Raw genomic sequence first — 25,028 nt, 5'->3', positions numbered from 1 at the left:
TGAATAACCTCCTGCTATGTAATTATTGATTCACTTTAACCATGGAAGGGCGAATGACGCGATCCTTCAGCTTGTAACCTTTTTGCATTTCCTCAACGACAATGTTGGAGCCGTAGTTTTCATCTTCAGCCTGCATAACGGCTTGGTGAAGGTTCGGATCAAATTCCTGCCCTACAGCTTCGATGGCTTCTACGCCTTCTTTTTTCAAGGCTTCTACGAGCTGGCGGTGGACCATTTCCATTCCCTGGAGCAAACTTTTCGTCTGTTCATTGTCGGCCTCAACCTGAAGCGCTCTTTCAAAGCTGTCTAGAGCCGGCAGCAATTCACTAACGATGTTTTGAGAACGGTATTTCTGGGACGCTTCCATTTCTAAACGGCTGCGTCGTTTATAGTTTTCAAAGTCTGCTTGAACACGCAAAAGTTTGTTTTCCTTTTCCTCAAGCAAACCTTGCAATTCGTTAATTTGATTTTGAAGAAGTTCGCTTTCATTTGTTTCTTCCTGCTGTTCTTCAGCGGCAGCTTGTTCTTCAATGACTTCTTGCTCTTCTGTTTCGTTTTGTTCAACGGTTTGTTTTTCTTCTGACATTGTGTTCACCTCCCTCAAAGTGTAAGGAGAAGGGCGGGTGCTGCCCTTCGATAAAATTTGCCAAAATTCCCTTATTCATCATACAAATTTGTTAATGCTTTTGACAAGTCCGAAGTCACATGCTGAAGCAGGCTGACAACCCTGGAATAATTCATGCGGGTCGGACCGATGATCGCAATTGAGCCGATCTGCTTCTGATCAACGGAATAAGAAGCCGTAATCAGACTGCAGTTTTCCATCTCTTCATAGTCGTTTTCTTTCCCGATTTTAATCGAAATCCCCGTGTGTGGGGATTGAACGAGCTTTAAAACATCCTGTTCTTTTTCAATTAATGAGAGAAGCGACCGAACTCTGGTGATATCATGGAACTCCGGCTGGTTCAGCATATTGATTTTTCCGCCGAAAAACAATTTTTCAACGTGATTTGTGGAATGAAAGGTTGAACGAAGCGCGTCAAGTATATTGTCATAGTTCTTAATGTGCTGTCTTAAGTACATGACGACTTCCTTAAATATGCGCTCATTCAGTTCATCCATTGGAACGCCGCTTAAACGGTCGTTCAATATATTTACCAGTTTTTCAATATCAGACAGATCCATTTTGGCTGGAAAATTAATTGTTTTGTTTTCCACATGCCCTGTATTGGTAACGAGAATTGCTACCGCCATATCAGGCTGAATCGGTATGATTTGAATCTGTTTAAGATAATTCTCACTCAGCTTCGGCCCGAGTACGATGGATGTGTAATTCGTCAGATCGGACAAAATTTGCGCTGATTTTTGAACTGTCTTCTCCAGCTCGAAAATTTTCTCTTTGAAGATCGAGTGGATTTGGTCCAGGTCGCTTTTTGTCAGTTTGACGGGTGAAAGCAAATGGTCAACATAGTACCGATACCCTTTTTCTGACGGAACTCGTCCTGAGGATGAATGGGTTTTTTCAATGAAGCCCAATTCTTCCAAGTCAGCCATCTCGTTTCTTATTGTTGCAGAGCTAAATGTGATTTCATCTTTTTTCGAAAGAGTTCTTGATCCTACCGGCTGTGCCGATTTAATAAAATCGTTGATTATGACCTGAAGGATCAGCAGCTGACGATTTGTTAACATCATCATCACCTCTGTTAGCACTCTCGATAAGCGAGTGCTAATTCTATAACAAAAGTATCAAACCACAAGAAAAATGTCAATTATAACTCACCCAAAAAAGCGCCAAAAACTTCATTACCTAATAATTTCCCCTGATGAGTCAAACAAACGGCAGACTCAGAATTGTGAATCAGCCCTTTTTCAGTGAGATCTTTTAATACGTTTGGAAAAAGTTCATCCAGTGAACGACCGTATTTTTCTGCAAATCGTTTTTTGCTGACACCGGCTGTTTTTCTCAAGCCTAAAAACATTTCTTCTTCAATTTGTTCTTCTGTTGTCACTTCATGTGTATCTCTGTACGGAAAGCCTTTTTCGGCTATCAGGTCAATGTAATGTTTGACAGGTCCTACATTGACTGTCCGTGTGCCGCTGATATATCCGTGGGCCCCTGCTCCGAAGCCGAAATATTCTTCATTGCTCCAATACGTCAGATTGTGCTTTGATTCCAAACCTGCCTTGGCAAAGTTGCTGATTTCATATTGATGAATACCGTTAGCTTCCATGCGCCTCATCACCATTTCATACATTTCGGCTTCCTGCTCCTGCGGCGGAAGATGAAGCCGCCCTTTTTGCATCAAATTATAAAATACCGTTTTCGGCTCTACAATGAGGGAGTATACGGAATAATGCTCGGCATCCAGCGATAAAGCAGTGTTTAAAGAATGATCCACATGCTTGAGGGTTTGTCCCGGGAGCCCGAACATTAAATCAAGACTGATATTGTCAAAACCGATTTCCCGCGCCCTTTCAAAAGAAGCAAATACATCTTTTTGTTTGTGCACCCGGCCGATTTTTTCTAACAGATCGTCTTCGAACGTTTGGACACCAAAGCTGAGGCGATTTACGCCGGATTCTTTTAATATGTTTAATTTCTCTGCGGACAAGTCGTCCGGATTCGCTTCAACTGCAAATTCCGATAAGGTGCTTGAGGGCTTCAGCACTCGTATGATCATATCCATCAGCTTTTTGAGCTGTTCCTCAGAGAGAGAGGTCGGCGTGCCTCCTCCGATAAAGATCGTTTTGAGGTCAGGCTTTCCTGTTTTTGCTATTGTATTTATCATTTCCTGTTCGAGCGCGTTTAAATACTCGTCAACAGGCTGGCTTTGAATAAAATATTTATTGAAATCGCAGTAGTGGCAAATATGCTCACAAAATGGAATATGGATATAAGCTGATTTCAATGTATTCACCTTCTTTACAGAAAGAAGCCGCAGTACAGGACTGCGGCGGCTTCTATTATTTTTTCGGACTGTCGTCCATTTTCAGGACCGCCATAAATGCTTCTTGCGGCACTTCAACTGAGCCGACCTGCTTCATTCGGCGTTTTCCTTCTTTTTGTTTTTCAAGAAGCTTCCGTTTCCGCGAGATGTCTCCGCCGTAACATTTAGCCAATACGTTTTTACGCATCGCTTTTATGGTAGAGCGGGCCACGATTTTCTGGCCGATCGCCGCTTGAATCGGTACTTCAAAGTGCTGGCGCGGAATGAGCTCTTTCAGTTTTTCTACAATTACTTTTCCGCGTTCGTACGCGTAATCGCGATGCACGATAAATGAAAGGGCGTCGATTTTTTCTCCGTTCAGCATAATGTCCATCTTGACAAGTTTAGACGGTTTGTAGCCGATCAGTTCGTAATCAAAGGACGCGTAGCCTTTTGTGCTTGATTTCAGCTGATCAAAAAACTCATAGACGATTTCCGCTAATGGCATGTCATAAACAATGCTGACGCGATTAGCGTCTAAATATTGCATGTCGATAAAATTGCCGCGTTTTCCTTGGCAAAGCTCCATCACTGCACCGACATAATCGTTCGGCACCATCATTGTCGCTTTTACATACGGCTCTTCTATCCGTTCGATCTTTTGAGGGTCAGGCATATTTGACGGATTATCAACCACCACTTTTTCTCCGTCTGTCATATACACATCGTATATAACACTCGGTGCTGTTGTGATCAGGTCGATTTTAAACTCACGCTCAATCCGCTCCTGAATGATTTCCATGTGAAGCATACCTAAAAATCCGCAGCGGAAACCGAATCCGAGCGCTTGGGATGTCTCTGCTTCATATTGAAGCGATGAGTCATTCAGCTCAAGCTTTTCAAGAGCTTCCCTTAAATCGTTGTATTTGGCCGTATCGATCGGATATAAACCGCAATACACCATCGGGTTCAGCTTGCGATATCCAGGCAATGCTTCGGCAGCTTGTTCGGCCGCGCTTGTTATCGTGTCACCGACGCGTGTATCACCGACATTTTTGATCGCAGCGGTTAAAAAGCCTACATCGCCGACCGTCAGTTCATCTGTCGGAGTTGCTTTCGGCGTGAACACACCGACTTCTGTCACTTCAAACTCTTTGCCGGTTGCCATCATTTTGATTTTTTGCCCCGGCTTTACCGTTCCTTCAACAACTCTGATATACGCCACGACACCGCGGTAAGCGTCATAAAGTGAGTCGAAGATCAGTGCTTTGAGCGGCGCCTCCGGATCTCCGGTCGGAGCGGGCACCTTTTCTACGATTTGTTCTAAAATCTCCTCAATCCCGATACCGGCTTTTGCTGAAGCAAGCACGGCTTCTGATGCGTCAAGGCCAATAACATCCTCTACCTCTTGGCGCACGCGTTCGGGCTCGGCGCTCGGCAGATCGATTTTATTGATGACTGGAAGTATTTCAAGATCGTTGTCAAGCGCTAAGTAGACATTGGCGAGCGTCTGCGCTTCAATTCCCTGTGCTGCATCCACGACAAGAATCGCTCCTTCGCAGGCAGCTAGGCTTCGGGATACTTCGTACGTGAAGTCGACGTGTCCCGGCGTATCAATCAAGTGAAAAATGTATTCCTCTCCATCTTTTGCTTTGTATTTAAGCTGAACAGAGTTTAACTTAATCGTTATGCCCCGTTCACGTTCAAGATCCATAGAATCGAGCAATTGTTCTTTCATTTCTCGTTGAGTGATTGCCGACGTTTTTTCTAAAATACGATCCGCTAAGGTCGATTTTCCGTGGTCAATATGGGCAATGATAGAGAAGTTCCGTATTCTCGACTGCCTCTCTAAACGCTTTTCTTTATCTGTCACAATCTATCACTCCTACTATTAAACGCAAAATACACTAGCTTAGATTATATCAATAGGATTGTAAAGATTCAATGTAAAACAAGAAAGAGAAAAGTTCCCTGTCATACCTGGGCTGCTTTTCTCTTTCACGCACCTATTGATTCATATCGCGTATCCATTCATACATTGACTGGGCAGTGTTGGTTACGGTATCAGAAAGCGCTTTCCCGGCTTTAGAGAACACATTGAACGTTTCCACCTGTTCCAGCTCTTTTTGTTTCTCTTCTAAATCTTTCGCTGTGACTGTTTCTCCTAAGATCGAGGCTTCTTTTTCATTATTTTTTCCGTCGGTGAGCGTAAACGCCCCTTTAAGTGAAGGGTCATGATAACCTTTCATACTGAGCATCCCGTTATTCGCCTGCTGCATGCCGAACAGAACGCCTAAAAACATGATCGTGACAAGCAGCAAGCATTTGCCAAAGTATGCAATCAAATCAACCACCTGTTTCTTATTGTTTTTTCGTCTCGCCGCTCTCCGCGTTGACCTTTTCAGCATCCCAGTACATTTCGCTGAATACGTCCGCGGCTGCGTCAGCCGCATGCTGCAGCTCTTCAAGATTATTATCTACTCCGCCAAATTCGAGCAAAAGCGCTCTGTCGGTTAAATCCTGATTGTAAACACCATTATCGCCTGGCGAGCCTTTTGAAAAGACACCTGTACTGAGTCCGGGGTATTTTTTCTCCATCAGCTTATGAAGCTCACTCGCAATTTTATAATTTTCTTCAAAGTTTTTGCTTTTTTTGCCGACGACAAAGGCTACGCGGGCATAGCTTTTCCCCTTAATCGTTGCCGTCGTATCTTTTTTGCGCCTTGAATCTCTATGGATATCAATGATATATTGCAGATTTTTGTTTGAGGCGAGCGCATCTTTGACGACCGGCCTTGATTCATCATAGGATCTGGCATAGTTTAAGCCTTTTTTGTTCAGCTTTGCCTGTATATCGGTTTTGTTCACTGTGGATCCGATGCCTTGGGATTCTAGCGCTTTTCCGAACATATCTCCTACGAGCGTGACGTTGGCTTTAGAATGGCGCGCCATATCAGGATCGGTCTCGCCTTTTAATAGCGGGAGATATGATTCCGTAGTGTGCGTGTGATAGATAAAGACAACCTTTTTATCACCCGTTGTTTGTTTCGGCGGATCTTTTTGCGCATTGTCTGATTGTGTTTGCTGTTTTTCTATTTCGGCCAAATTCGCTTCTCTTTCTTCCTCCATCACCTTTGACGGCGGCGGAGATTCCGCAGGCATATTCGTATAGTCCGTGCCTTGTCCAGCCAACAGAATCTCGGTATCAAATTGTGCAAACCCCGGCAGCTCCCGGCCGAGAAAACTCCGCGGATCTTCGAGGTTAATGCTTGTTGCCAGCTTCAAAGAAAGACGTGATAGATGAAACGAGCTATCGGCTTGAGAAAGATCAGAAGCGAAATAATGGTTTTCCATCCGCAGCAAGTGTGCAAACACGTCACCCGGCAGTTCTTCAGCAATCCCGTAAAAAGAGTCAGACGACGGCCTGAGTTCCGGCCGGAGAGACGTCAGCACACCGGATAGAACAAAAATCACGATAAGGCTTACGATAAATAGAAAGATGGCTTTTACCGCTTTCCCGCCATTTACCGCAACAACAATTTGTCTGTTTCTGCGTTTATTTCTCATTGAATCCCTCCAGCGCTTGTCTAGTAATTACTCTATGAACAAGCTAGAGGAAGTAGAACTGTTTAGTGATTGTAGGAGCCTTTGTTTTCTTGTGACACTTTTTCGTGAAGCGCTGTGTTTAATCCATTCGCCAGCACATTTGCCATATCGTCGATAAAAGAATCAACTTCCTTCGGCGTAACCATTAAGTTGTGGCCTAAAGGCGAAAGCACCTCGTGAATGAGCTGTCGTTTTTCATCTTCTTGAAGGGTTCCGACAATGCCAAGAAACGATTGACGCTGCTTTTGATCGGGAAGATCTTCTTCAGTGAGCACTTTCTTTTTCCCAAACGTCATGCCAGCCGGAACAAGCGATCTTGACGGTCTGTTATCCTTCATTTCTCTGCCAAAATGTTTTAATATGTAGTCCACCGTATCGCTGGCAATCGTCACGGCATCAACGACCGTCGGAACTCCGATGGCAATCACCGGTACACCGAGCGTGTCTTTGCTTAAATCTTTTCGTTTATTCCCCACCCCTGATCCCGGGTGAATACCTGTATCCGATATTTGAATGGTAGTGTTGACCCTTTCCACCGCCCGCGCCGCCAATGCATCAATGGCAATGACAAAATCAGGCTTCGATTGCTCAATCACACCTTTAATAATGTCGCTTGTTTCGATTCCCGTAATCCCCATCACACCAGGTGCAAACGCACTGACAGGCCTGTAGCCCTCCTGCACATTTTCCGGCTGAAGCTTAAACAAGTGCCTTGTTACCAATAGATTTTCTACAGCCATCGGTCCCAGCGCGTCAGGTGTTACGTTCCAGTTGCCGAGCCCGACGATCAAACAGCTCGCATCTTTTGAGATATTAAGGCTTTCAAGAAAAGCCGAGAATTCCTCCGCAAAGACAGCAGAGACCTTTTCCTGCATTTCCGAATCATTCTCTCTGATTCCTTGCGCCTCAAGCGTTAAATAGCGCCCTTCTTTTTTTCCCGAGAGCTCCGCGCCTTCCTTTGTAATATCAACAGTGCGGATTTTAATGCCGCCGCGATCGCGTTCTTTTTCAATAAAACCTTTAATTTCTTTTGTCGGCACAGCCTGCTGATTGGCCATCGCTTCCTTCATTTCAACTGCTAAATCGGTACGTATCAAATACTGATTAACATCCAGCTCACTCTTTTTCATCAGGGGGCCTCCTTCACATTAAGTACCTATATTGTTGCCATTTGCTGAATGAATCATGCTAAAAAGAGACCCTTCAATGAAAAATACTTTACATTTATATTGCAATCTAAAGATGTGTTTGATAGAATACAATTTGTTCTATTGTGAAGAAGATTTAACCTTAAGACACTGTGCTACAGGTTGTATCTTAGGAGGTGAAACACATGCCAAACATTAAATCAGCGATTAAACGTACAAAAACAAACAACGAACGCCGCGTTCATAACGCGACAATCAAATCTGCTATGCGTACTGCAATCAAACAAGTTGAAGCTTCTGTTGCCAACAACGAAGCTGACAAAGCGAAAACTGCTCTTACTGAAGCAGCTAAACGTATTGATAAAGCAGTGAAAACAGGTCTTGTACACAAAAATGCCGCAGCTCGATACAAATCAAGACTAGCGAAAAAAGTGAACGGACTTTCTGCATAATATAAAAACGATCCTCAATAATGGGGATCGTTTTTTTCATTTCTTTTTAACAGCTGTAAAAGGAACAGTTCGAGCAGGAGCTGCTTGTCCTTTTTCCCGGTTTTCATCTCATAGTCCATCACGGCAAGCTGTTCAATAATTGACCGGAGCTCCCCCTCTGAAAAAAGCCTTGCTTGATCCATTGCTAGCTTTACCCGAAATGGGTGAACTTTTAAATTAGAAGCGATTTGTTTTTGTCCGTACCCTTGTTCCGCGAAATACTTTGTTTGCAGAATCAGGCGGAACTGGTTCGAAATAAGCGCCATGATTTTGATTGGTTCTTCATTTTGTTTGAGCAAATCATAAAAAATTTGCAGACTCTCCGTTCGTTTCCGGTTGACGATTTTATTAATCAGCTCAAAAATATTTTGTTCAAGGCTTCTCGCAACAAGCATTTTTACATCATCCAACGTAATTTCTTCACGATGTCCAATAAACGTGCAGAGCTTTTGAATCTCCTGAAAAATCGATGACAGATGTCCATTCACAAGCAGAACCAAATGCTCCGCTGCTTCCGTGCCGATTGTTTTCTGCTCGGTTTTTGCAAGGTTGACAGTAAAATCTGTCGTCTCCTTTGCGTTTAATTCCTTCGCCTCCATCATAAACGCGTGCTTCTTTAACGCTTTCGTTAGTTTTTTCCGCTCATCCAGCTTTTCATACGGGGCAAGCAGGACAAAGACCGTGTAAGGCGCAGGCGATTGTATATATGTTTCAAGCGCACTGACGTTATGCTCAATTTTTTCTTTTTTCTTTTCACCTGTTAAAAAGGATGGATTTTTCACAATAACAAGACGCCGCTCCCCCATAAACGGGAACGTTTCAGCATCTGCAATTGCTTGATCCAGCGGGTCCTCTTCCAGATCAAAAACGGATAGATTAAAATCCTTTGTCTCTTGGTCAATGACCGTCTGTCTGATCCTGCTGACGGTTTCTTGCAGCAGATATGTCTCTTTTCCGTATAAACAATAAACCGGATGAACATCTCCCTTTTTCAGGCTTTTCCACACATCAAATACCATTATTGTACGACTTCCTCTCTTTCATCATCCCCTTCTATCCTAAATTGAGTTCGCAAAATAGTAAAGAGGAAGCCTGACTGCTGCTTCCCCATTTATATTAAACGCCTGTTCGCAAGCCCCCGGGACAGCTTGTAAAGAGGCGATAATCACCAGAACAGAAAACGTTACCTTAGCTTCTAGATTTTTCAAAACGATTCCATTATACTTAAATCAGTCAGGAGGGATAAAGTTGAATGATTTTGAAAAAACCGTTCAAAGCAAACGAAATGATGCTGTAGATTCAGCTGTTGGTTTTGTTGTGTCCTTCGGATTTTTCGCCTTCTTGTTTGTCATGGCAACGGTTATTCACCTGGTTGGTTCATAACAGCGACTGCCCGGGCTGCTGATTTCTCAGCAGTCTTTTTTTAGTTCGTCTCTGCTATATCTGATGTATCATATGGAGAATAGACAGAAAAGGTTCCAACTCTGTTTTTATATCTATATTGGATTGTTCCGTTTTGATCGGTGCGGAGCACGCGGATGGAATGTCTTTGTAATAATTGCAGAACTTCTTGATGGGGATGATGGTACCGATTGTTTATCCCCGCCGAGATAATGGCTGTTTTCGGCTGAAGCTGTTTGATGAATTCTTCACCGGTAGAGCCTTTGCTTCCATGGTGCCCCACCTTTAATACATCCGCTTTTATATTTGGAAACACGTTCATTACCTCCTGTTCTCCTTCTTTCTCCAGATCCCCCGTCAATACCCAGCTCATACCGCCCGTTTTCATCCACAGAACGAGAGAAGAATTATTTTTGCTTGCCGGGTCAGGTGTTTCCGGTGACAGTACATGGAACTGCAAGTCCTTTATTTGCAATACATCGCCTCGCTTCACCTCTTCAATTGGCACTCCCTCCTCTCTGGCAGCCTGCAGCACTTTTTCGTCTTTAGGTTCAGAAACGAACCCTTTCGGAATCACTAGGCGCTTCACTTTATGATGCTTCAGCAGAGTCTCCGCCTCTCCAATATGATCTTGGTCAGCGTGCGTCAGAATTAAAGCATCAAGCTGTTTAATTCCCTTAGCAGTTAAAAACGGAATCAGCACCTTTTCTCCCAGTGAAAACGGGTGCTGTTTTTCCCGCCAAGGCTCTGACAAGTAAGGCAAAGTGCCGCCAGTATCAATTAAGACATGGCCTCGCTGATGCGGAGCACCTACATACATGCTGTCACCCTGCCCAATATCAATCATATCGACCTCTCCTTCAGAACTAAGACGAGGATAAATAAAGAGAAGACTGAGCACAGCGCAACACATGCCGCCAGTTACCATCAGCTGCGAAAAGGAGCGTTTTTCAATCGCCATAAGCAATAGGATTATCGTGGCTATGAACAAAAAGAGCAGAGCAGGTGCGGGGCGTGCAATGATGATCGTGAATACATCAATCTCTGCAATTTTTGTGATGAGCTTGTTGGCCCAGCTCATCAAGAAATCAAACCAGCCGAAAAACAATCGACCGGCAGAAACGGAAAGGCTTAATAGAAAAACACCTGCTATAGCTCCCGGCAAAACGCAGAATGTATAAAAAGGAACCAGCACCATGTTCATCGGTATGCTAATTATAGAAAACTGCTGGAAATGATACAGGAGAATAGGAAGTGAGCCCAGCTGAGCGATCATCGATACCATTGCCAGCTGACCTAAGAAGGTTTTGACACGCTTAAAAATAGAAGAGGAAAGTATTAAAGAAAAACTGACGGCGAACGACAGCTGAAAACCGGCTTCGAAGAGATAGTAAGGATTGAAGAGCAAGAGGACAATATATGAAAGGCAGACAGCACCGGCTGAATGTACACGCCATTTCACGAGACTTCCTGCTAAGTAAATTCCCGACATCAGAGCGGCGCGAAGCACTGAAGGAGCAGCGCCCGTCAACACCACATAGAGCGGCAGAAATAACAGCAACATGATTGACGCCTTTTCTCTTGTTATACCAATACGGATCATGATATAAAACAAGCCGGCTGTCAAAATGCCAATGTGGAGTCCTGAAATCGCCAAGAGATGGACGACACCAATCTTTTGATACGCGTTAAGCACTTCGTCTTCCACATTAAATCTGTCACCGACTGTAAGTGCTTGTACGATTCCTGCCGAATTAGGAGGCAGCAGGTCGTTTGTGAATGATATAATGTATTTTCTCAAACTGAGCAGCTTATACATAAAATTTGCAGGTTCGCTGCAATTTTGGATTGATGTGACAGAGTAGTTCCAGTGAATATGCTGTTGGTAAAGATATTCGTTATAATCAAATGTACCCGGCACAGTTGAATGTTTCGGTTCTTCCAATGAACCAGTTAATTCACATGCCATTCCTGGTTCTATGTATGAAAGCCGATCTTTTTCATCAGCAGACTGAATGCGATACGATGCGGCCCATTTTTCACTATCAGGCGTCTTAACTACCATAGACATACGGTCACCATCAATTTTAGGAATACTGTCAATCACTGCCTTGAATTGATAGGTGCCCCGCTGATATAAAGAGACATTCTGGGAGTCTGTGACTGCATACAGTGAAAAAAACAATATAAAAGAGAAGAAACAAACAAAAATGAGAAAAGCGTGTCTCGTTTTGATTAAAACGATGAGGAGAAAGAGGAAGAAGAGAAAAACAGCGGAGAAATAAGCGGCGGCAGTAATTCCAGCAGTTGCCGAAGCTGCCGCCAAAGGCAATAACAAACGCGAATTACGCATTAATCACACGTAGCTCGTGAAAAGTATATTAGCCTGTTCATGTATCTTTTTCAAATCTTCCTCTGCTAGACCGGCATCCGCTAGTTTCTCTAAAAGACCCGCTACAAATGAAAGCTTTTCTCTGTTTTTCAGATCAACGATCATTTCATCGAGTTCAACCTGTTCAACAGTTACACCCGCCTGTTCAAATAATTCCTGTGCATACGGATTTGTTTTGTAATCCTCAGCATAATAAACCGTTTTGATACCAGCTTGAATGATAGATTTACAGCATTGAATGCATGGATAATGCGTCACATAAATCTCCGCTCCATCAGTCGGCACCCCGAACTTAGAGCATTGAAGAATTGCATTCATTTCCGCGTGAATCGTTCTTGCGCAATGATCATCTATCATCAGGCATCCTTCGTCTGCACAATGCACGCCGCCCGCGATTGACCCGTTATAGCCTCCTGCAATCATGCGTTTGTCTCTGACTATAGTAGCGCCGACAGACAATCTCGGGCAGGTGCTGCGCAGCGCCAGTAAATGGCTTTGAGCCATAAAGTATTGATTCCATGAAATTCTTTCCACGTTGTTCCCTCCAAATGTTGTGTTGCCTGACCTTTAGTTTACCTATCAATATGCATGACCGTCAAATCACTTTACTGTAATGGAAGACTTTATTTTCTCAAACGACTTTTCACCGATCCCTGAAACCTTCGTAATATCTTCAATTGTCTGGAAACGCCCATTTTCTTCCCGGTATGCAATAATAGCTTCAGCTTTGGATGGCCCCACCCCTGAGATGCCTTGTAATTCCTCTAAGGTTGCTGTATTGATATTTACCAGCGCCCCCTTTCCTCCATCGCTTTGGATGGCGCCTCCGACTCCTTGCTGCACCGCTGTCTCCTCACCCCTCTTCGGGATGTACACCACTGTCCCGTCCTGCAGCAGCCCCGCCAAATTCACTTGCATTTCGTCTGCTTGTTCACTGGTCCCGCCGGCTTTCTCAATTGCCTGGGATAATCTGTCCCCTGTTCGCATTTCATAAACACCAGGGTGCTTAACAGCACCTTTGATGTCAATCACAATCGTTTCGTTTGACTCATCTTTGACTGCTTCCTGCTTTACCTCCGTATTTTCTGTCTCAGTTGATACAGTCTGCTTCATCGACTCTTTGTTTTTCCCGCTGGCCAGGAAGAAAATGATCGCTATGAAAACAGCCGCAGAGGCCCCTAAAATAATTGCTTTCTTATGATGATTCAACCAATTCATCGTGCATGTTCCCCGCTTTCGTCATATTTTATTTTGATAACACATATGGTTTAGAGGATAATAGCTAAAAGGAGGGGAAACCATTGAAGATAGGCTTTATCGGCACAGGAAATATGGGTACGATCCTAATAGAATCATTTATTGAATCAAGAGCAGCCGATCCCTCAAACATGACAATCACAAACCGCACAATTGAAAAAGCGTTGCACATAAAAAACCGCTACAACAGCATAAACGTAACAGAAAATCTGGAAAAGCTTGTTTCTGAGAACGAGATGATTTTTATTTGTGTTAAGCCGCTTGATATATACCCTTTACTTGCAAGGGCGTTACCTTATTTAAGAAAGGATCATATTCTCATTTCAATTACAAGCCCAGTTCAAACCGAACAGCTCGAACAGTATGTGCCGTGTCAAGTGGCGCGAGTGATCCCAAGTATTACGAACAGGGCACTGGCAGGCGTTTCTCTCGTCACTTTCGGCACAAGCTGCGGAGAATCTACAAAAGCGAAAATCAATGAGCTGATGAAGCATATCTCTCATCCGCTGCAAATTGAAAGTGACATCACGAGGGTGGCATCAGATATTGTAAGCTGCGGTCCCGCTTTTATGAGCTATCTGATTCAGCGATTTATAGATGCAGCTGTTTCGGAAACGTCAGTGTCCAAACAGGACGCCATTCTGATGTGTAAGGAAATGCTTGTCGGAATGGGGAAACTGTTAGAAACTGAATTGTATACCCTGCCTGCATTACAGGAAAAGGTTTGCGTTAAAGGCGGGGTGACAGGAGAAGGCATTAAAGCGCTGGAAAGCGGTGTACAGGATATGTTTCACCGGGTATTTCAAAATACTCATTTGAAGTACGAAGAGGATATATCCGCAGTGAAGAAGCAATTTCATGTGTAGACGAGTATGTCATACGTTTGTCTGTACTGCAAAAGCAAAAAAAAGCATTTTAAAAAACCATCGTCTTAGGAAACGATGGTTTTTGATTTCTGCACCTTGAAAAATAGGCGTTCTGATTGTGCTGATGGCTCTGAATCCGTAAAATCAGCTGTCACGCGATGAAGCTGAAAGCCGCAGCTCTTCAGCATTTCTTCGTATTCATTCACTGGGAACGTTCTTTGCTCGTGCGTCTCATCAAAGCGGTCATACGCTTCTCCGTTCCACACAAAAAACGACATATCATGAATGACAGAAAGCTCTTCACTTCCGGCAAAGCTCTGCCAAATATAACTGATATCTTCGTCCTGGTCAGCAAATGTGCTATCCGGAAAGACTTCGGCAATTTTATAAGATGAATGAACATCAAACAGCAAAATGCCCTCGGGCTTCAACACCCGAAATACACTTTTAAAGGTTTCGATTACATCATTTTTCGTTTTTAAATAATTTAATGAGTCACAGCATATCGCAACAGCGTCAAACTGGCCGTCAAAGCCGGTAATCTCTCTCATATCCTGCTGAAGAAAAAGAATAGGCTGGTTACTAGAGACCTTTTGCTGGGCGTAGGAAAGCATTTCTTCACTGAGATCAATCCCCGTGACCTCGAAGCCTTTTTCGGCAAGCCGGATTGAGATTTCTCCCGTGCCGCATGCCAAATCGAGGATACGGCCTTTTTCCGGGAGAGATGTTTCAATCCACTTTGTCCATTGATCGTAAGGTGCGTGTGACATTAACTCGTCATACACGCTTGCAAAGCCTTGGTAAATCATTGATTCATTCCAAGCTCAAGATCTGCGAGCGGAGCGTCTCCCCATAGCTTTTCAAGGTTGTAGTAGCTTCTTTCGTCCTTGTGGAAGACATGGACAATCACATCGCCAAGGTCAACGAGCACCCATCTTGCTTCATCGAAGCCTTCCATCTTTTTGACTTGAATGTCGTTTTCTTCAGCCTGATCCTTGATTTCACGGGCGATCGCCTGCACCTGTTTATCTGAATTCCCGTGGCAGATCAGAAAATAATCAGCAACCAGAGAAATGCCTTCCATATCCAGTGCTAAAATATCCTCTGCCCGTTTATCATCGCAAGCTGCAGCTGCGATCTTTAAAATGGACTTTTGGTTCATTCACAAATTCCTCCTGTTCAGTTGCCAGACACAAGCCAGTTATACGTTAAAAAAGTGTCTGGAAAAACCGGTTGATTTTTTTTCATAAGAAATATCATTGTATTTTTGATGGATTGAATCAGCGCTTGATTCAAATCTGTCTCAGCAAGCTTACGCACCTCATCGACCCCGGGAAATACCCGATTGGGCTCAATGTAATCGGCAACGTAAATGACTTTTTCTAAAAGTGTCATGCCAGGCCGCCCAGAGGTATGATACCTGATGGCGTCAAGAATGTCTTCATCTTGAACCCCCGCTTCTCTTTGGACCAAATAAGCGCCGACCGGGGCGTGCCACAGCTCCGGATTATGATCCAATAAATGCGAAGGCATTTTTTCACGCGCAATAATTTGTTTCATTTCTTCTTTCGGCCGGAATTTGGCGTAATCATGAAAAATAGCCGCTGTTTCCGCTTTTTTAGGATCAGCTCCAAAACGCTCCGCAAGTTCGATCGCCGTGTTCATCACGCCAATCGTGTGGATATATCGGTGTTCGGTCAATTGCTGCTTAACGCATGCAAGTGCCTCCTCACGATTCATATAAACCATTCTCCTCTACATACTTCTTCACTTTATCAGGGATTAAGTAGTCAGTGGGCTTCTTGCTTTTAAACCGTTCCCTTATCATAGTTGATGATACCTCAAATTCCGGAACGTCTGCAAAGAGAAGCGGATAAGGGGTTTCAATATGAAAACCGGGGCGCTTTACTCCAATAAATTGAATGAGGTTCAGCAGCTCGTCCAGCTTATACCATTTCGGCAAATATTCAATCATATCAGCACCGATAATAAAGAACAGCTGATCATTCGGATAACGCTGCTTCAGTAAAGAAACGGTATCAAAGGTATATGAAGGCCCTTCTCTTTCCATTTCAGCCAGCTCTAGCTTAAAGGACGGATTAGACTGAATCGCAAGCTTCAGCATTTCCACGCGATGAAAGCTGTCCGTATAGTCTTCGTCCTGTTTATGCGGCGGAATTTGATTGGGCATAAACCAAATTTCATCAAGCCCTGCTTGATACAGCACCTCATTGGCCATTAAGAGGTGACCGTTATGCGGAGGATCAAACGTGCCTCCGAAAATTCCGATTTTCTTCATTTCAACCACCTTTAAGGAAGCTCGATTTGTTTATTTTCCTTTGATTCCTTATATAACACAATCGTATTGCCGATTGTCTGCACCAATTGAGAGCGGCTTCCTTTTACTAGAGCTTCCGCTACATCGTTTTTATCCTCTTCGCAATTCTGAAGAACACTGACTTTAATCAGCTCTCTCGCTTCAAGCGCCTCAGCAATTTGCTTAATCATGTTGTCGTTTACTCCGCCTTTACCTACTTGAAAAATCGGCGTTAAATGATGCGCTTTCGAACGCAAAAAACGTTTTTGTTTACCTGTTAACATTCTGTTCCTCCTAATTTTCCTATGACAATTGATCTCATTTTTTCAATATCAGGCTCTTGTCCAGTCCATAGCTGGAAAGACAATGCTGCCTGTTCAACAAACATGCCCACTCCATCGAGTGTTTTCAGGCCTTTTTGGTTTGCTTCTTTTAAAAGGGCCGTCTGAATTGGATTATACACGATATCACATACGACGGCACTGCTTGCGGCACGCTGTAATGAAATCGGCACCTCGTCCACGTTCGGATACATGCCCACAGACGTTGTATGGATAATTACATCATACTGCTTAAGCCGTTCTTCTGCTTCTTTTATGCTTAACACTTCTTTATTGTGAAACGAGGGAGTGGATTCTGTAAGCTGCTTTGCTTTTTCCAACGTCCGGTTGCAAATGTCAAACTTTTTCGGGACATTGCGGGCAATTGTTGTAAAGATGGCTCTTGCCGCTCCGCCCGCGCCGATCATTAAGAATGACAGTTCAGAGATGGGCTTGTCCAATACCTTCATTAATGACTTCACAAAGCCTTCCCCGTCGGTATTGTATCCGACAAGCTTGTCTCCCTCTCTTCTGACCGTGTTTACGGCACCAATCACTTTTGCACTATCATCAATATGATCTAGATAATCCATAATGGAAACCTTATGCGGAACAGTGACATTGATTCCATGTACGCCGAGTGCTCTTATTCCTTTTACCGCATCTTCCAGATCATCCTCTTCTACTTTGAAGGCATGGTAATGTCCGTCTAGACTGAGATCTTTCAATGATGCGTTATGAATATCAGGTGACATGGAATGGCCAATCGGATTTCCGATAACCCCGTACAGCTTTTTCATACTCCTCTCCCCTTTTCATTAAATTAATGAGCGCCGAACAAATACGTGAACGCCTTTTGGCGCGTAAGCAGTTACTTTTTTATCGGCGTCATGCACTGTAACCCAGCCTAACCCTGAGAAAACGATATCTGTCTTTGTGTCTTTTATCGTAAACGTATGGGCGACTAATTCCGGAAACTCATCCATTTCATCTTTTCCCGGAGGTGTGAGCAATTCCCCTGCATGCTTTTCATAAAGCGCATCTGCATTTTCCAGTTTTGTTCTATGAATCATCAGCTCATTCGGCATATAGCAAATAAAAGGAGACCTTTCTCCTGATATATAATCAAACCTTGCAAGTCCGCCGAAATACAGTGTTTGCTGATCGTTAAGCTGGAATGTGCGAGGTTTCAGCTCCTTTTTAGGAGATAGTATCTTCAGGTCCTTTTTATTGACATAATGCGCCATTTGATGGTGGTTGATAATTCCCGGTGTATCATAAAGCGCTGAGCCGTCGTCCAGCGGAATTTCAATCGCATCAAGGGTTGTGCCAGGAAATTGGGATGTCGTAATAATATCTTCCTCACCTGACACTTCTTTAATAACCCTGTTAATAAAGGTTGACTTCCCTACATTGGTGCATCCGACAACATAGACGTCTTTGCCGTTGCGGTAATGCTCAATCGCATCAATTACTTCTCTGATCCCCTGGCCGCGTCCCGCACTGACCAAAAACACGTCAACCGGTTTTAAGCCAAGCTCCTTCGCTTCACGCTTCATCCACTGGATCAGACGCTCTCTTTTCAAAGACTTAGGCAAAATATCCGCTTTATTGCCAACCAATAAGATAGGGTTTCCTCCCACTAAGCGTTGCAGCCCATTGATCCAGCTGCCGTTAAAATCAAAAATATCAACAATTTTAACAACGAGAGAATCCGTTTCCCCAATACCGTGAAGAATGTTTAAGAAATCATCATCTGTTAAGGAAACATCTTGTATTTCATTATAGTTTTTCAGTCTGAAGCAACGCTGGCAAATCACATTTTCTTTCGTAAGCGATGCAGGCGGCGCATATCCCAGACCTGTTTTGTCCTCGGTTTGGATTGTAACTCCGCAGCCGATACAAACAACCTTTTCCATTTCTTACTCCTCCCACTGAATGTGCCCTTTTCGTTTGAGAGCACTCAGTATTCTGCGTTCGACCTGGCGGTTAAAGCGCGTAATGAATCCGTCAGAAGAAGCCACAGGCACGACCAAAATTGTATGGTAGCCGTTTCGGTTTCCTCCAAGTACATCGGTCAGCAGCTGGTCTCCGATGACAACGCAGTCCTCTTTTTTCAGCTCCATATTGCGCACCGCTCTGTTAAAGGCTTTGCCCATCGGTTTTCTTGCCTTATAGATGAATGGGATTCCAAGCGGTTCTGAGAAAAGTTTTACTCTTCTTTCATTATTATTGGAGACAATCGTCACTTTAATGCCGTGCTCCTTCATTTCTTCAAACCACTCGATCAAACGCGGCGTCGCGTTCGGTCTGTCCCACTCAACAAGCGTATTATCCAGGTCGGTAATAATTCCTTTTACATTTCGTTCCTTTAATTTCTCAGGTGTAATATGAAAAATATTTTTTACAAACTCGTCAGGTAAAAAAAACTTTTTTAACAAAACCCGCACCCTTCCCTTTTCTTTCTCTCAACATGATTGTCGAAAAAAATCGAACTTGCGCCTAAAGAAAAACTGAGCAAAAAAATTTCGACAAAAATTGGGTTTCTTCACCAGGTGTGGATAAAATTACACACACTATCCACTCTTATTACATCACTCTTTAGACAAATTATAAACACGATACTCACAAGTTATCCACTTTCTGGTGTGGATAACAGAATGATTGTTCTTATATGCAATTCATGGTAGATTAAAGATAACTTCAGCCACAGATGAACGCAACTTATCAATGTATGCGTTAAAATCATGAATGATTCCAACTTTTAAGGAGGTGTCTCTCCCATTAATTGGGTTCCTAGCATGAGAAAACTGTCTGATGAATTACTAATAGAATCTTATTTCAAAGCCACCGAAATGAATTTAAACCGTGACTTTATCGAATTAATTGAAAACGAAATAAAAAGAAGATCGCTCGGACATATTATTTCCGTATCTTCTTAACAGAATTTGTCTATTTTTTCCGGGCGTATTTCCTTTTTTTACTCAGATGACTGATATTATATCACTTCGGTTACGGGCTTTACTACTGTTTTCAGCAAAAAACACCCCAAAAGAGGTGTTTTCACGGGACGGTAACTATACTAACCAATATATGCCGCCTACAACCAGGAGAACAACAACTAAAACAACGATAAAAGCGTATCCATATGCTCTGCCTGCGCCATACATGTGAAGCGCCTCCTTAAATAAGGTTTATAACAGCCTATGTAGGAGAAATAAAACGGCTTAGGCCGTTGTCCGGCTCAGTACTTCAAAACCTGCCCATCTTGTATTCCTTCATATACAATCCTTGCCCCTTTAGGTGTCATATGATTGCCTGAAGGATCTATCAGACCGGATTGGATAAGCGCTTCATCAGTTGCTTTTCCGCCGTCTGCTTCTATAAAATGCTTCCAGTTGTCTACAAGAGGGACATCTAGGCGCTTCGACACATCTCTTGTAATATCGTTGTATGAGTTGTGCCATTTCCTCGCCCCGCCTTTCGGTTCAAAAGCAGCTGCTTTATATCTCGAATAGTAAAACAGATGATGCTTCCCGTTTCCTTCAATAATTGGGATACATGTCATTAGGATTGGCTTGATCCCGTGTTTTCTGCTTTCTTTAATAAAGTAAACCAGATTTTCTCTAAAACGCTGCTTCGACACTCTCGGTTTCCCTTCAGTCAGTATCGCGGCATCATTCGTGCCGAACATAATAAACAAATGCTTCGGTTTTTGATCCAAAACATCTGTCTGAAACCGCAGACGGGCATCCTCTGTCGTCTGTCCGCCGATCCCCGCATTGAGTATATCAAGCTTTCCGCGTTCAGCTGTTTTTAATATATTGACCCACTGTTGTGCTTTTGGATAATCGCGATAATCCCAATTAGAGCCTCGCGTATTGCTGTCACCAAATGCTACAACGTCTTCATATCCCCTTCCTTCGCACCCTGCTGTAACAAACAGCAGAAGGAAAAGGATGAAAAAATGCTTCATCTTTACACCCCCAAAAGCCTCACCTTAATGTTATACCTCTGTTTCCCTTCATTCAACGAAGAGTTTTTTCGTTATCACTGTTTTTTCCTATTGTTAACGTGTCCCCCTCAATGAAAATCATTCTTTCAATGCGGCATATCAGGTGATTCTTTTCAAATTCCCTTCTTTTCAATCGAAAAAACACGCAATTAATAGGATAGAAAATAACCTGAATCCACACTGGAAACAGGCTATCCCTTAAGTCCCACATTCATTTTAACTTCGATTTAAGCTTGGCCTTCGTTTTTGGTCCATATATACCGTCTGCAGCTAATCCGTTCAGGAGCTGAAAACGCTTGACGGCATTCGCTGTTTTCGGTCCATAAACCCCGTCTATTCCATTATTTTTGGCGCCCTTATCAGGATAAAAATGAAGCGCCGCTAGAGCCTTTTGCAGTTGCAGGACGTTCGTGCCCTTTCGATAAGGCGAAGTGAGTTTGATAACCCCTGACGGCAGCGGATATGTTGGAGATGACTCTTTTGGAGGTGTATTAGAGGAAGAAATTTCGTTTATAAACGAACTCCACTGATCCAAGAGTTTTCGCGGACATTCTTTCCCGGACCATTTTTTATGGGGAACGACATGTTTCAGCGGAATATTGTTATCCTTCATTAGTTTTCGGATCAGCCACTGGGCATTTGCTGTTGCCTTTTCAAAATCGCCGTCTGCATTTTCGCAGATTTCAATCCCAATTGATTTGCGGTTCCCTGTCCCATTTGTGCCATCACCCGCATGCCAGCCGTTTTCATCTATCGGGAGATGCTGATAGATGACTGAATCATCAACTGTAAAATGCCAGCTGACAGATGTACTGGGATTTTTCACATAATTGGCATGCATTTTCGCATTCGCGCCTTTTGCGGTATTCGCTGTATTATGCACCGTAATGTAAGCAGGAGTCATCGCGTAGCCAGGACGATTATCGTTCGATGCCGGTATATAATCCTTTTTTATCGTGACCATTTCTATTCCCTCCCTACTATTAAGGAATGCAGAAAACAGAAAGTTGGACAGCCTATTTTACAAGATAAAAAAGAATTGTGTTCCCACCCCAACACGGTTGTCAGTTGAACCGCTGAAATGACACCAGTTATACTAATCCTAGATGACGGAGGTTTTGGCTCCTGACATCACCTTCGTTGGGAGTGACCATAGACATGTTAAAAAAGATACTAGGTATCATCGTGATGATTACGATCATTGCAGTCGGTTTTTTTCAGAAAGAAGCTTGGCTTGATGCGATCAAAGCAGGAGGGCTGTTTTCTGTTTTATTCAGTATGCTGCTGATTGCTGCCGATGTCTTTTTCCCAATTGTGCCGTTTGCTTTGGTTGCCGCTTTAAATGGCGCTGTGTTCGGAATAGCCAATGGGATTTGGATTACATTAACCGGCTCAATGCTTGGTACAATGATGCTGTTTTTTCTCGCCAGGTACAGCTTTAGAGATTGGGCCAGCAAAAAAGTTCAGGCCTATCCTGCCATCCAAAGCTACGAGGCTTCCTTCCACAAAAATGCTTTTGCCGCTGTTTTACTAGGAAGACTCATCCCGGTCATTCCTTCTCTTGTCATGAACGTGATATGCGGGCTGAGTCAGGTTCGCTGGCATGTTTTTTTCTTCGCGTCTTTCATAGGGAAAATCCCGAATATTATCGTTGTCACTATTGCAGGCGCTAATTTTACCAGCAATAAATTACTGTCTTTCAGTATTTACGGAGCCTATATTCTGATCATGATGCTGATCATTTATAAAAAGTTCCCTCATCTGCTGAAAGTGCAAAAAAAGTAAGGAGGCCTGTTCGCCCCCTTACTTTTTCTCTGTCGCATGGCCTCCGAATTCATTTCGAAGCGCAGCGACAACCTTTCCTGTAAACGTATCATTTGTTAATGAACGGTATCTCATCAGCAGCGACATAGCGATCACCGGAGTTGCCGTCTGCAGTTCAAGCGCGGTTTCCACCGTCCATTTCCCTTCACCTGAGGAATGCATAATGCCTTTGATCTGATCCAGCTTCGCATCTTTAGAGAACGCTCGCTCAGTCAGCCCCATGAGCCAAGAGCGAATGACAGAGCCATGATTCCACACTCTCGCAACCTTTTCGTAGTCAAAATCAAATTGGCTGTTTTCAAGTACTTCGAACCCTTCACCGATCGCCGCCATTATTCCGTACTCAATGCCATTATGAATCATCTTCAAGAAATGTCCGCTTCCCGCTTCACCTGCGTATAGATATCCGTTTTCGACAGCAGTATCCCGAAACAGCGGCTCTACAATCTCCCATGCCTCGGGGTCACCTCCCACCATAAAACAGGCTCCATGGCGCGCACCTTCCATTCCGCCCGACGTGCCGGCATCGAGATAATGAATACCCGCTTCTTTCATTTGATTATAGCGGCGAATCGATTCTTTATAATGAGAGTTTCCAGCTTCAATGACAATATCGCCTTTGCTTAATAAAGGTGTCACATCGCGCAAGACAGCATCGACAACGCCATGCGGCACCATAACCCATAGTATACGCGGCGTGTCTAATGAAGAAATCAACTCTTCTAGATTTGTTGTCCCCTCAGCCCCATATGCTTTCAGTTCATCAACAGCCGCTTGATTTACATCATACCCGACCGCTTGATGATTGCGGTCAATGAATTGCTTTCCTATGTTTATGCCCATTTTCCCTAAGCCGATTAATCCGATTTTCATGTCTGTTCCTCCTGGTTGTCTAAAAAGCCTTTACTCTTTATGTTCCCTTTGAAATGTTTTGTGATACGCAAAAACAAATAAGGCTTACTGGATTCCTCCATTTTAATTTGCATGTTGTTCAGCATCAGATTTATTTTTTCCAAAGCGCTTTATCGGTTTTACTTGCACGACTGCAATATCATGTGCATTTCCTATGTTTTTGTTCCCCCATTACCGACTCCATCAGTTTTTCCTTGATTTACCCCCACTTTAAGTTAAAATATGGGAAAAGAATTCGATTTTTTCAATAAAAGAAGGTGACATGTTGCACGATCAATCTCACACTCTCATTGGAGTTACGAAAACCGCTGCATACTTTTTATACGCCGTACTTGCAATCATCGGACTTACAATCGGGTATTTTATTCCGCAGTTTGTGAAATGGGCATTATCCCTCCCGTGGATTCCTTTTGAAGGACCGCTCCGGCTGGTCACCTCTTTTCAGGCAGCTGCATTTATCACAGCCCTGCTCGGAATGTCTCCGGGGATTTGTTTCGCTCATTCTGTTATTGCAATGCTGCTGTCTGTACAGATAACAGATGACACAGTGGAATTAACCAAAGGAAAGAAAGTGCAGACGATTCGTTCCGACGACATCGCTCTTGTGTTTATCGATCACAAACGGCTTGTCCCCTTAGGAACAGCCGGATATGAAATAGCTCGGGAAGAAATTGATGAAAAACCAGTAAACGTCGAGAAGGCCTTTAGACATCATCATTACGAATGGTCAACAGATGGTGATCCGTTTAAAGGGCAATTTCGCCGGTGGATACCGGATGCACCAGACCAACCAGACCTCTCGCCAGGCGCCCATGCTTTATTGAAAGCTCGTCACAATGCACTGAAAGACGAGGAAACAGACGAGGTTGAAGAATTCCGTCTCGAACTGGCACAGCTGGGTATCGTTGTTCGAGACGAAGGAACACGCCAGTATTGGCGAAAAGCACAAACCTACCCTCCGAACATTCAGCATCGCGAAGGAACATAACAACAGAGGCCCCAAAAAGAGCCTCTTCTTAATTACTGCACAATAAAGAGCACTCTGGTGCCGTCAGGATAACCGCTCATTTGATTCCCTACCCACGAGCCGGCCCCGCGATTATCAGAAGGCGTGACATATCGGACATCAGCTCCTGCGCCGCCTTCCTCACAAACCGCCATCGGCCACTCATCCCGGTCATAGCCTGGCTTCGTCGGAATTCCTTTTAATGATTCCTGCCGCCTTTTGTCCGCTCCATCCCTGTCGATAGTGCAAATATCAGAATGTCCCTCTGCAATCGCATCTTTAATATGATCCCCCGTTTCCGGATAACGAGACAGCGGAAAATACAACACTTTGTCATACAAAGAAGCGCCTTGGATCTGTTGCGGAACCATTAAACAAAGAAGAACTGCTGCAGCAAGAAACAGGCCTGCCATCCATTTTTTCATTCTCATCCCCCCATACATTTGTTCATTTCAATGTATGGGCATTTGATAAAGATTATTTTTAAAATTTGAAATTCGTATGCTGCTTACAAAAGCCAGGCTCTCCTACGAGAAATTTCCCGGT

30 protein-coding genes are annotated in these 25,028 nt (G+C 43.6%); 6 read left to right on the top strand and 24 right to left on the bottom strand.

Features of this window, described 5'->3' with window-relative positions:
- Nucleotides 1-22: 22 nt before the first annotated feature.
- From grpE to gpr, 7 genes are all read right to left on the bottom strand, one after another.
- On the bottom strand, nucleotides 23-586 hold the full coding sequence (gene grpE / locus Q5C82_RS10025; RefSeq protein ID WP_003226169.1) for a nucleotide exchange factor GrpE: 564 nt from the start codon (nucleotides 584-586) through the stop codon (nucleotides 23-25).
- 71 nt (nucleotides 587-657) lie between these two features.
- Entirely contained in the window at nucleotides 658-1,689 is a 1,032-nt protein-coding gene (gene hrcA / locus Q5C82_RS10020) for a heat-inducible transcriptional repressor HrcA (RefSeq protein WP_003226167.1), read from the bottom strand.
- 80 nt (nucleotides 1,690-1,769) lie between these two features.
- Nucleotides 1,770-2,909, bottom strand: coding sequence for a radical SAM family heme chaperone HemW (hemW, locus tag Q5C82_RS10015; protein WP_003226165.1), 1,140 nt, complete (start codon nucleotides 2,907-2,909; stop codon nucleotides 1,770-1,772).
- Between the two features lie 55 nt (nucleotides 2,910-2,964).
- Complete coding sequence (lepA, locus tag Q5C82_RS10010; RefSeq protein WP_003226163.1) at nucleotides 2,965-4,800, bottom strand: translation elongation factor 4; 1,836 nt, start codon at nucleotides 4,798-4,800, stop codon at nucleotides 2,965-2,967.
- Nucleotides 4,801-4,933: 133 nt separating this feature from the next.
- The gene (locus tag Q5C82_RS10005) at nucleotides 4,934-5,272 is read right to left on the bottom strand and encodes a YqxA family protein (RefSeq protein WP_003226161.1); all 339 of its coding nucleotides are present in this window, start codon (nucleotides 5,270-5,272) and stop codon (nucleotides 4,934-4,936) included.
- Nucleotides 5,273-5,288: 16 nt separating this feature from the next.
- Nucleotides 5,289-6,494 carry a spore autolysin SpoIIP gene (gene spoIIP / locus Q5C82_RS10000; protein WP_003226159.1) on the bottom strand — a complete coding sequence of 402 codons (1,206 nt, stop codon included), beginning with the start codon at nucleotides 6,492-6,494 and terminating at the stop codon, nucleotides 5,289-5,291.
- Nucleotides 6,495-6,556: 62 nt separating this feature from the next.
- Nucleotides 6,557-7,663: a GPR endopeptidase gene (gene gpr / locus Q5C82_RS09995; protein ID WP_003226157.1), complete on the bottom strand. Its 1,107-nt coding sequence runs from the start codon at nucleotides 7,661-7,663 to the stop codon at nucleotides 6,557-6,559.
- A 203-nt stretch (nucleotides 7,664-7,866) separates the two neighbouring features.
- On the opposite strand from gpr, the gene rpsT reads away from it, so the two are divergent.
- The gene (gene rpsT / locus Q5C82_RS09990; RefSeq protein WP_003226155.1) at nucleotides 7,867-8,133 is read left to right on the top strand and encodes a 30S ribosomal protein S20; all 267 of its coding nucleotides are present in this window, start codon (nucleotides 7,867-7,869) and stop codon (nucleotides 8,131-8,133) included.
- Between the two features lie 14 nt (nucleotides 8,134-8,147).
- On the opposite strand, the gene holA is transcribed toward rpsT, so the two are convergent.
- Both holA and Q5C82_RS09980 read right to left on the bottom strand, forming a co-directional pair.
- A complete protein-coding gene (gene holA / locus Q5C82_RS09985) occupies nucleotides 8,148-9,191 on the bottom strand; it encodes a DNA polymerase III subunit delta (protein WP_003226154.1) in 1,044 nt (347 codons plus the stop codon).
- Nucleotides 9,192-9,230: 39 nt separating this feature from the next.
- Complete coding sequence (locus Q5C82_RS09980; protein ID WP_136975859.1) at nucleotides 9,231-9,380, bottom strand: hypothetical protein; 150 nt, start codon at nucleotides 9,378-9,380, stop codon at nucleotides 9,231-9,233.
- A gap of 40 nt (nucleotides 9,381-9,420) precedes the next feature.
- On the opposite strand from Q5C82_RS09980, the gene Q5C82_RS09975 reads away from it, so the two are divergent.
- On the top strand, nucleotides 9,421-9,555 hold the full coding sequence (locus Q5C82_RS09975) for a YqzM family protein (protein ID WP_003226152.1): 135 nt from the start codon (nucleotides 9,421-9,423) through the stop codon (nucleotides 9,553-9,555).
- Nucleotides 9,556-9,595: 40 nt separating this feature from the next.
- On the opposite strand, the gene Q5C82_RS09970 is transcribed toward Q5C82_RS09975, so the two are convergent.
- The 3 genes from Q5C82_RS09970 to Q5C82_RS09960 form a co-directional block, all read right to left on the bottom strand.
- Nucleotides 9,596-11,926, bottom strand: coding sequence for a DNA internalization-related competence protein ComEC/Rec2 (locus tag Q5C82_RS09970; protein WP_003226149.1), 2,331 nt, complete (start codon nucleotides 11,924-11,926; stop codon nucleotides 9,596-9,598).
- 3 nt (nucleotides 11,927-11,929) lie between these two features.
- Entirely contained in the window at nucleotides 11,930-12,499 is a 570-nt protein-coding gene (locus tag Q5C82_RS09965; RefSeq protein WP_003226147.1) for a ComE operon protein 2, read from the bottom strand.
- A gap of 66 nt (nucleotides 12,500-12,565) precedes the next feature.
- Nucleotides 12,566-13,183 (bottom strand): helix-hairpin-helix domain-containing protein, encoded by a 618-nt coding sequence (locus Q5C82_RS09960; RefSeq protein ID WP_003226145.1) that lies wholly within the window; start codon nucleotides 13,181-13,183, stop codon nucleotides 12,566-12,568.
- Nucleotides 13,184-13,266: 83 nt separating this feature from the next.
- On the opposite strand from Q5C82_RS09960, the gene comER reads away from it, so the two are divergent.
- Entirely contained in the window at nucleotides 13,267-14,088 is an 822-nt protein-coding gene (gene comER / locus Q5C82_RS09955; protein ID WP_003226143.1) for a late competence protein ComER, read from the top strand.
- Nucleotides 14,089-14,153: 65 nt separating this feature from the next.
- Here comER and Q5C82_RS09950 read toward each other — a convergent pair whose 3' ends face one another.
- The 8 genes from Q5C82_RS09950 to Q5C82_RS09915 are packed head-to-tail and all read right to left on the bottom strand — an operon-like array spanning nucleotide 14,154 to nucleotide 19,166.
- On the bottom strand, nucleotides 14,154-14,897 hold the full coding sequence (locus Q5C82_RS09950) for a class I SAM-dependent methyltransferase (RefSeq protein WP_003226141.1): 744 nt from the start codon (nucleotides 14,895-14,897) through the stop codon (nucleotides 14,154-14,156).
- Nucleotides 14,894-15,250: a ribosome silencing factor gene (gene rsfS / locus Q5C82_RS09945; protein ID WP_003226139.1), complete on the bottom strand. Its 357-nt coding sequence runs from the start codon at nucleotides 15,248-15,250 to the stop codon at nucleotides 14,894-14,896. The genes Q5C82_RS09950 and rsfS overlap by 4 nt, the downstream gene beginning before the upstream one ends.
- Before the next feature lie 17 nt (nucleotides 15,251-15,267).
- Nucleotides 15,268-15,828: a bis(5'-nucleosyl)-tetraphosphatase (symmetrical) YqeK gene (yqeK, locus tag Q5C82_RS09940; RefSeq protein ID WP_003226137.1), complete on the bottom strand. Its 561-nt coding sequence runs from the start codon at nucleotides 15,826-15,828 to the stop codon at nucleotides 15,268-15,270.
- Nucleotides 15,818-16,387, bottom strand: a complete 570-nt coding sequence (locus tag Q5C82_RS09935; protein WP_003226135.1) for a nicotinate-nucleotide adenylyltransferase — start codon at nucleotides 16,385-16,387, stop codon at nucleotides 15,818-15,820. The genes yqeK and Q5C82_RS09935 overlap by 11 nt, the downstream gene beginning before the upstream one ends.
- An 11-nt stretch (nucleotides 16,388-16,398) precedes the next feature.
- On the bottom strand, nucleotides 16,399-16,689 hold the full coding sequence (gene yhbY / locus Q5C82_RS09930) for a ribosome assembly RNA-binding protein YhbY (protein WP_003226133.1): 291 nt from the start codon (nucleotides 16,687-16,689) through the stop codon (nucleotides 16,399-16,401).
- Complete coding sequence (gene aroE / locus Q5C82_RS09925) at nucleotides 16,683-17,525, bottom strand: shikimate dehydrogenase (protein ID WP_003226130.1); 843 nt, start codon at nucleotides 17,523-17,525, stop codon at nucleotides 16,683-16,685. The genes yhbY and aroE overlap by 7 nt, the downstream gene beginning before the upstream one ends.
- Nucleotides 17,526-17,543: 18 nt before the next feature.
- Nucleotides 17,544-18,644: a ribosome biogenesis GTPase YqeH gene (gene yqeH / locus Q5C82_RS09920; protein ID WP_003226128.1), complete on the bottom strand. Its 1,101-nt coding sequence runs from the start codon at nucleotides 18,642-18,644 to the stop codon at nucleotides 17,544-17,546.
- A 3-nt stretch (nucleotides 18,645-18,647) separates the two neighbouring features.
- Nucleotides 18,648-19,166 (bottom strand): YqeG family HAD IIIA-type phosphatase, encoded by a 519-nt coding sequence (locus Q5C82_RS09915; RefSeq protein ID WP_003226126.1) that lies wholly within the window; start codon nucleotides 19,164-19,166, stop codon nucleotides 18,648-18,650.
- A gap of 360 nt (nucleotides 19,167-19,526) precedes the next feature.
- Between Q5C82_RS09915 and Q5C82_RS09910 the strand changes: the two genes are divergently transcribed.
- Nucleotides 19,527-19,667 carry a sporulation histidine kinase inhibitor Sda gene (locus Q5C82_RS09910; RefSeq protein WP_003226124.1) on the top strand — a complete coding sequence of 47 codons (141 nt, stop codon included), beginning with the start codon at nucleotides 19,527-19,529 and terminating at the stop codon, nucleotides 19,665-19,667.
- Between the two features lie 302 nt (nucleotides 19,668-19,969).
- Here Q5C82_RS09910 and Q5C82_RS09905 read toward each other — a convergent pair whose 3' ends face one another.
- Both Q5C82_RS09905 and Q5C82_RS09900 read right to left on the bottom strand, forming a co-directional pair.
- Entirely contained in the window at nucleotides 19,970-20,701 is a 732-nt protein-coding gene (locus Q5C82_RS09905) for an SGNH/GDSL hydrolase family protein (RefSeq protein ID WP_003226118.1), read from the bottom strand.
- 250 nt (nucleotides 20,702-20,951) lie between these two features.
- Complete coding sequence (locus Q5C82_RS09900; RefSeq protein WP_003226114.1) at nucleotides 20,952-21,704, bottom strand: N-acetylmuramoyl-L-alanine amidase; 753 nt, start codon at nucleotides 21,702-21,704, stop codon at nucleotides 20,952-20,954.
- 194 nt (nucleotides 21,705-21,898) lie between these two features.
- On the opposite strand from Q5C82_RS09900, the gene Q5C82_RS09895 reads away from it, so the two are divergent.
- Complete coding sequence (locus tag Q5C82_RS09895; protein ID WP_003226112.1) at nucleotides 21,899-22,525, top strand: TVP38/TMEM64 family protein; 627 nt, start codon at nucleotides 21,899-21,901, stop codon at nucleotides 22,523-22,525.
- An 18-nt stretch (nucleotides 22,526-22,543) separates the two neighbouring features.
- Here Q5C82_RS09895 and gnd read toward each other — a convergent pair whose 3' ends face one another.
- Nucleotides 22,544-23,437: a phosphogluconate dehydrogenase (NAD(+)-dependent, decarboxylating) gene (gnd, locus tag Q5C82_RS09890; RefSeq protein ID WP_003226110.1), complete on the bottom strand. Its 894-nt coding sequence runs from the start codon at nucleotides 23,435-23,437 to the stop codon at nucleotides 22,544-22,546.
- A gap of 301 nt (nucleotides 23,438-23,738) precedes the next feature.
- On the opposite strand from gnd, the gene Q5C82_RS09885 reads away from it, so the two are divergent.
- Nucleotides 23,739-24,464 (top strand): hypothetical protein, encoded by a 726-nt coding sequence (locus Q5C82_RS09885; protein ID WP_032727305.1) that lies wholly within the window; start codon nucleotides 23,739-23,741, stop codon nucleotides 24,462-24,464.
- 32 nt (nucleotides 24,465-24,496) lie between these two features.
- On the opposite strand, the gene nucB is transcribed toward Q5C82_RS09885, so the two are convergent.
- The gene (nucB, locus tag Q5C82_RS09880; RefSeq protein ID WP_003226105.1) at nucleotides 24,497-24,907 is read right to left on the bottom strand and encodes a sporulation-specific Dnase NucB; all 411 of its coding nucleotides are present in this window, start codon (nucleotides 24,905-24,907) and stop codon (nucleotides 24,497-24,499) included.
- Nucleotides 24,908-25,028 lie beyond the last annotated feature (121 nt).

Origin of the sequence: uncultured Bacillus sp., from assembly GCF_958411575.1 — a bacterium.
Lineage (GTDB): Bacteria > Bacillota > Bacilli > Bacillales > Bacillaceae > Bacillus > Bacillus spizizenii.
Note: the sequence above shows the minus strand (reverse complement) of the source record. Positions and strands in the feature narration are given on the sequence as shown.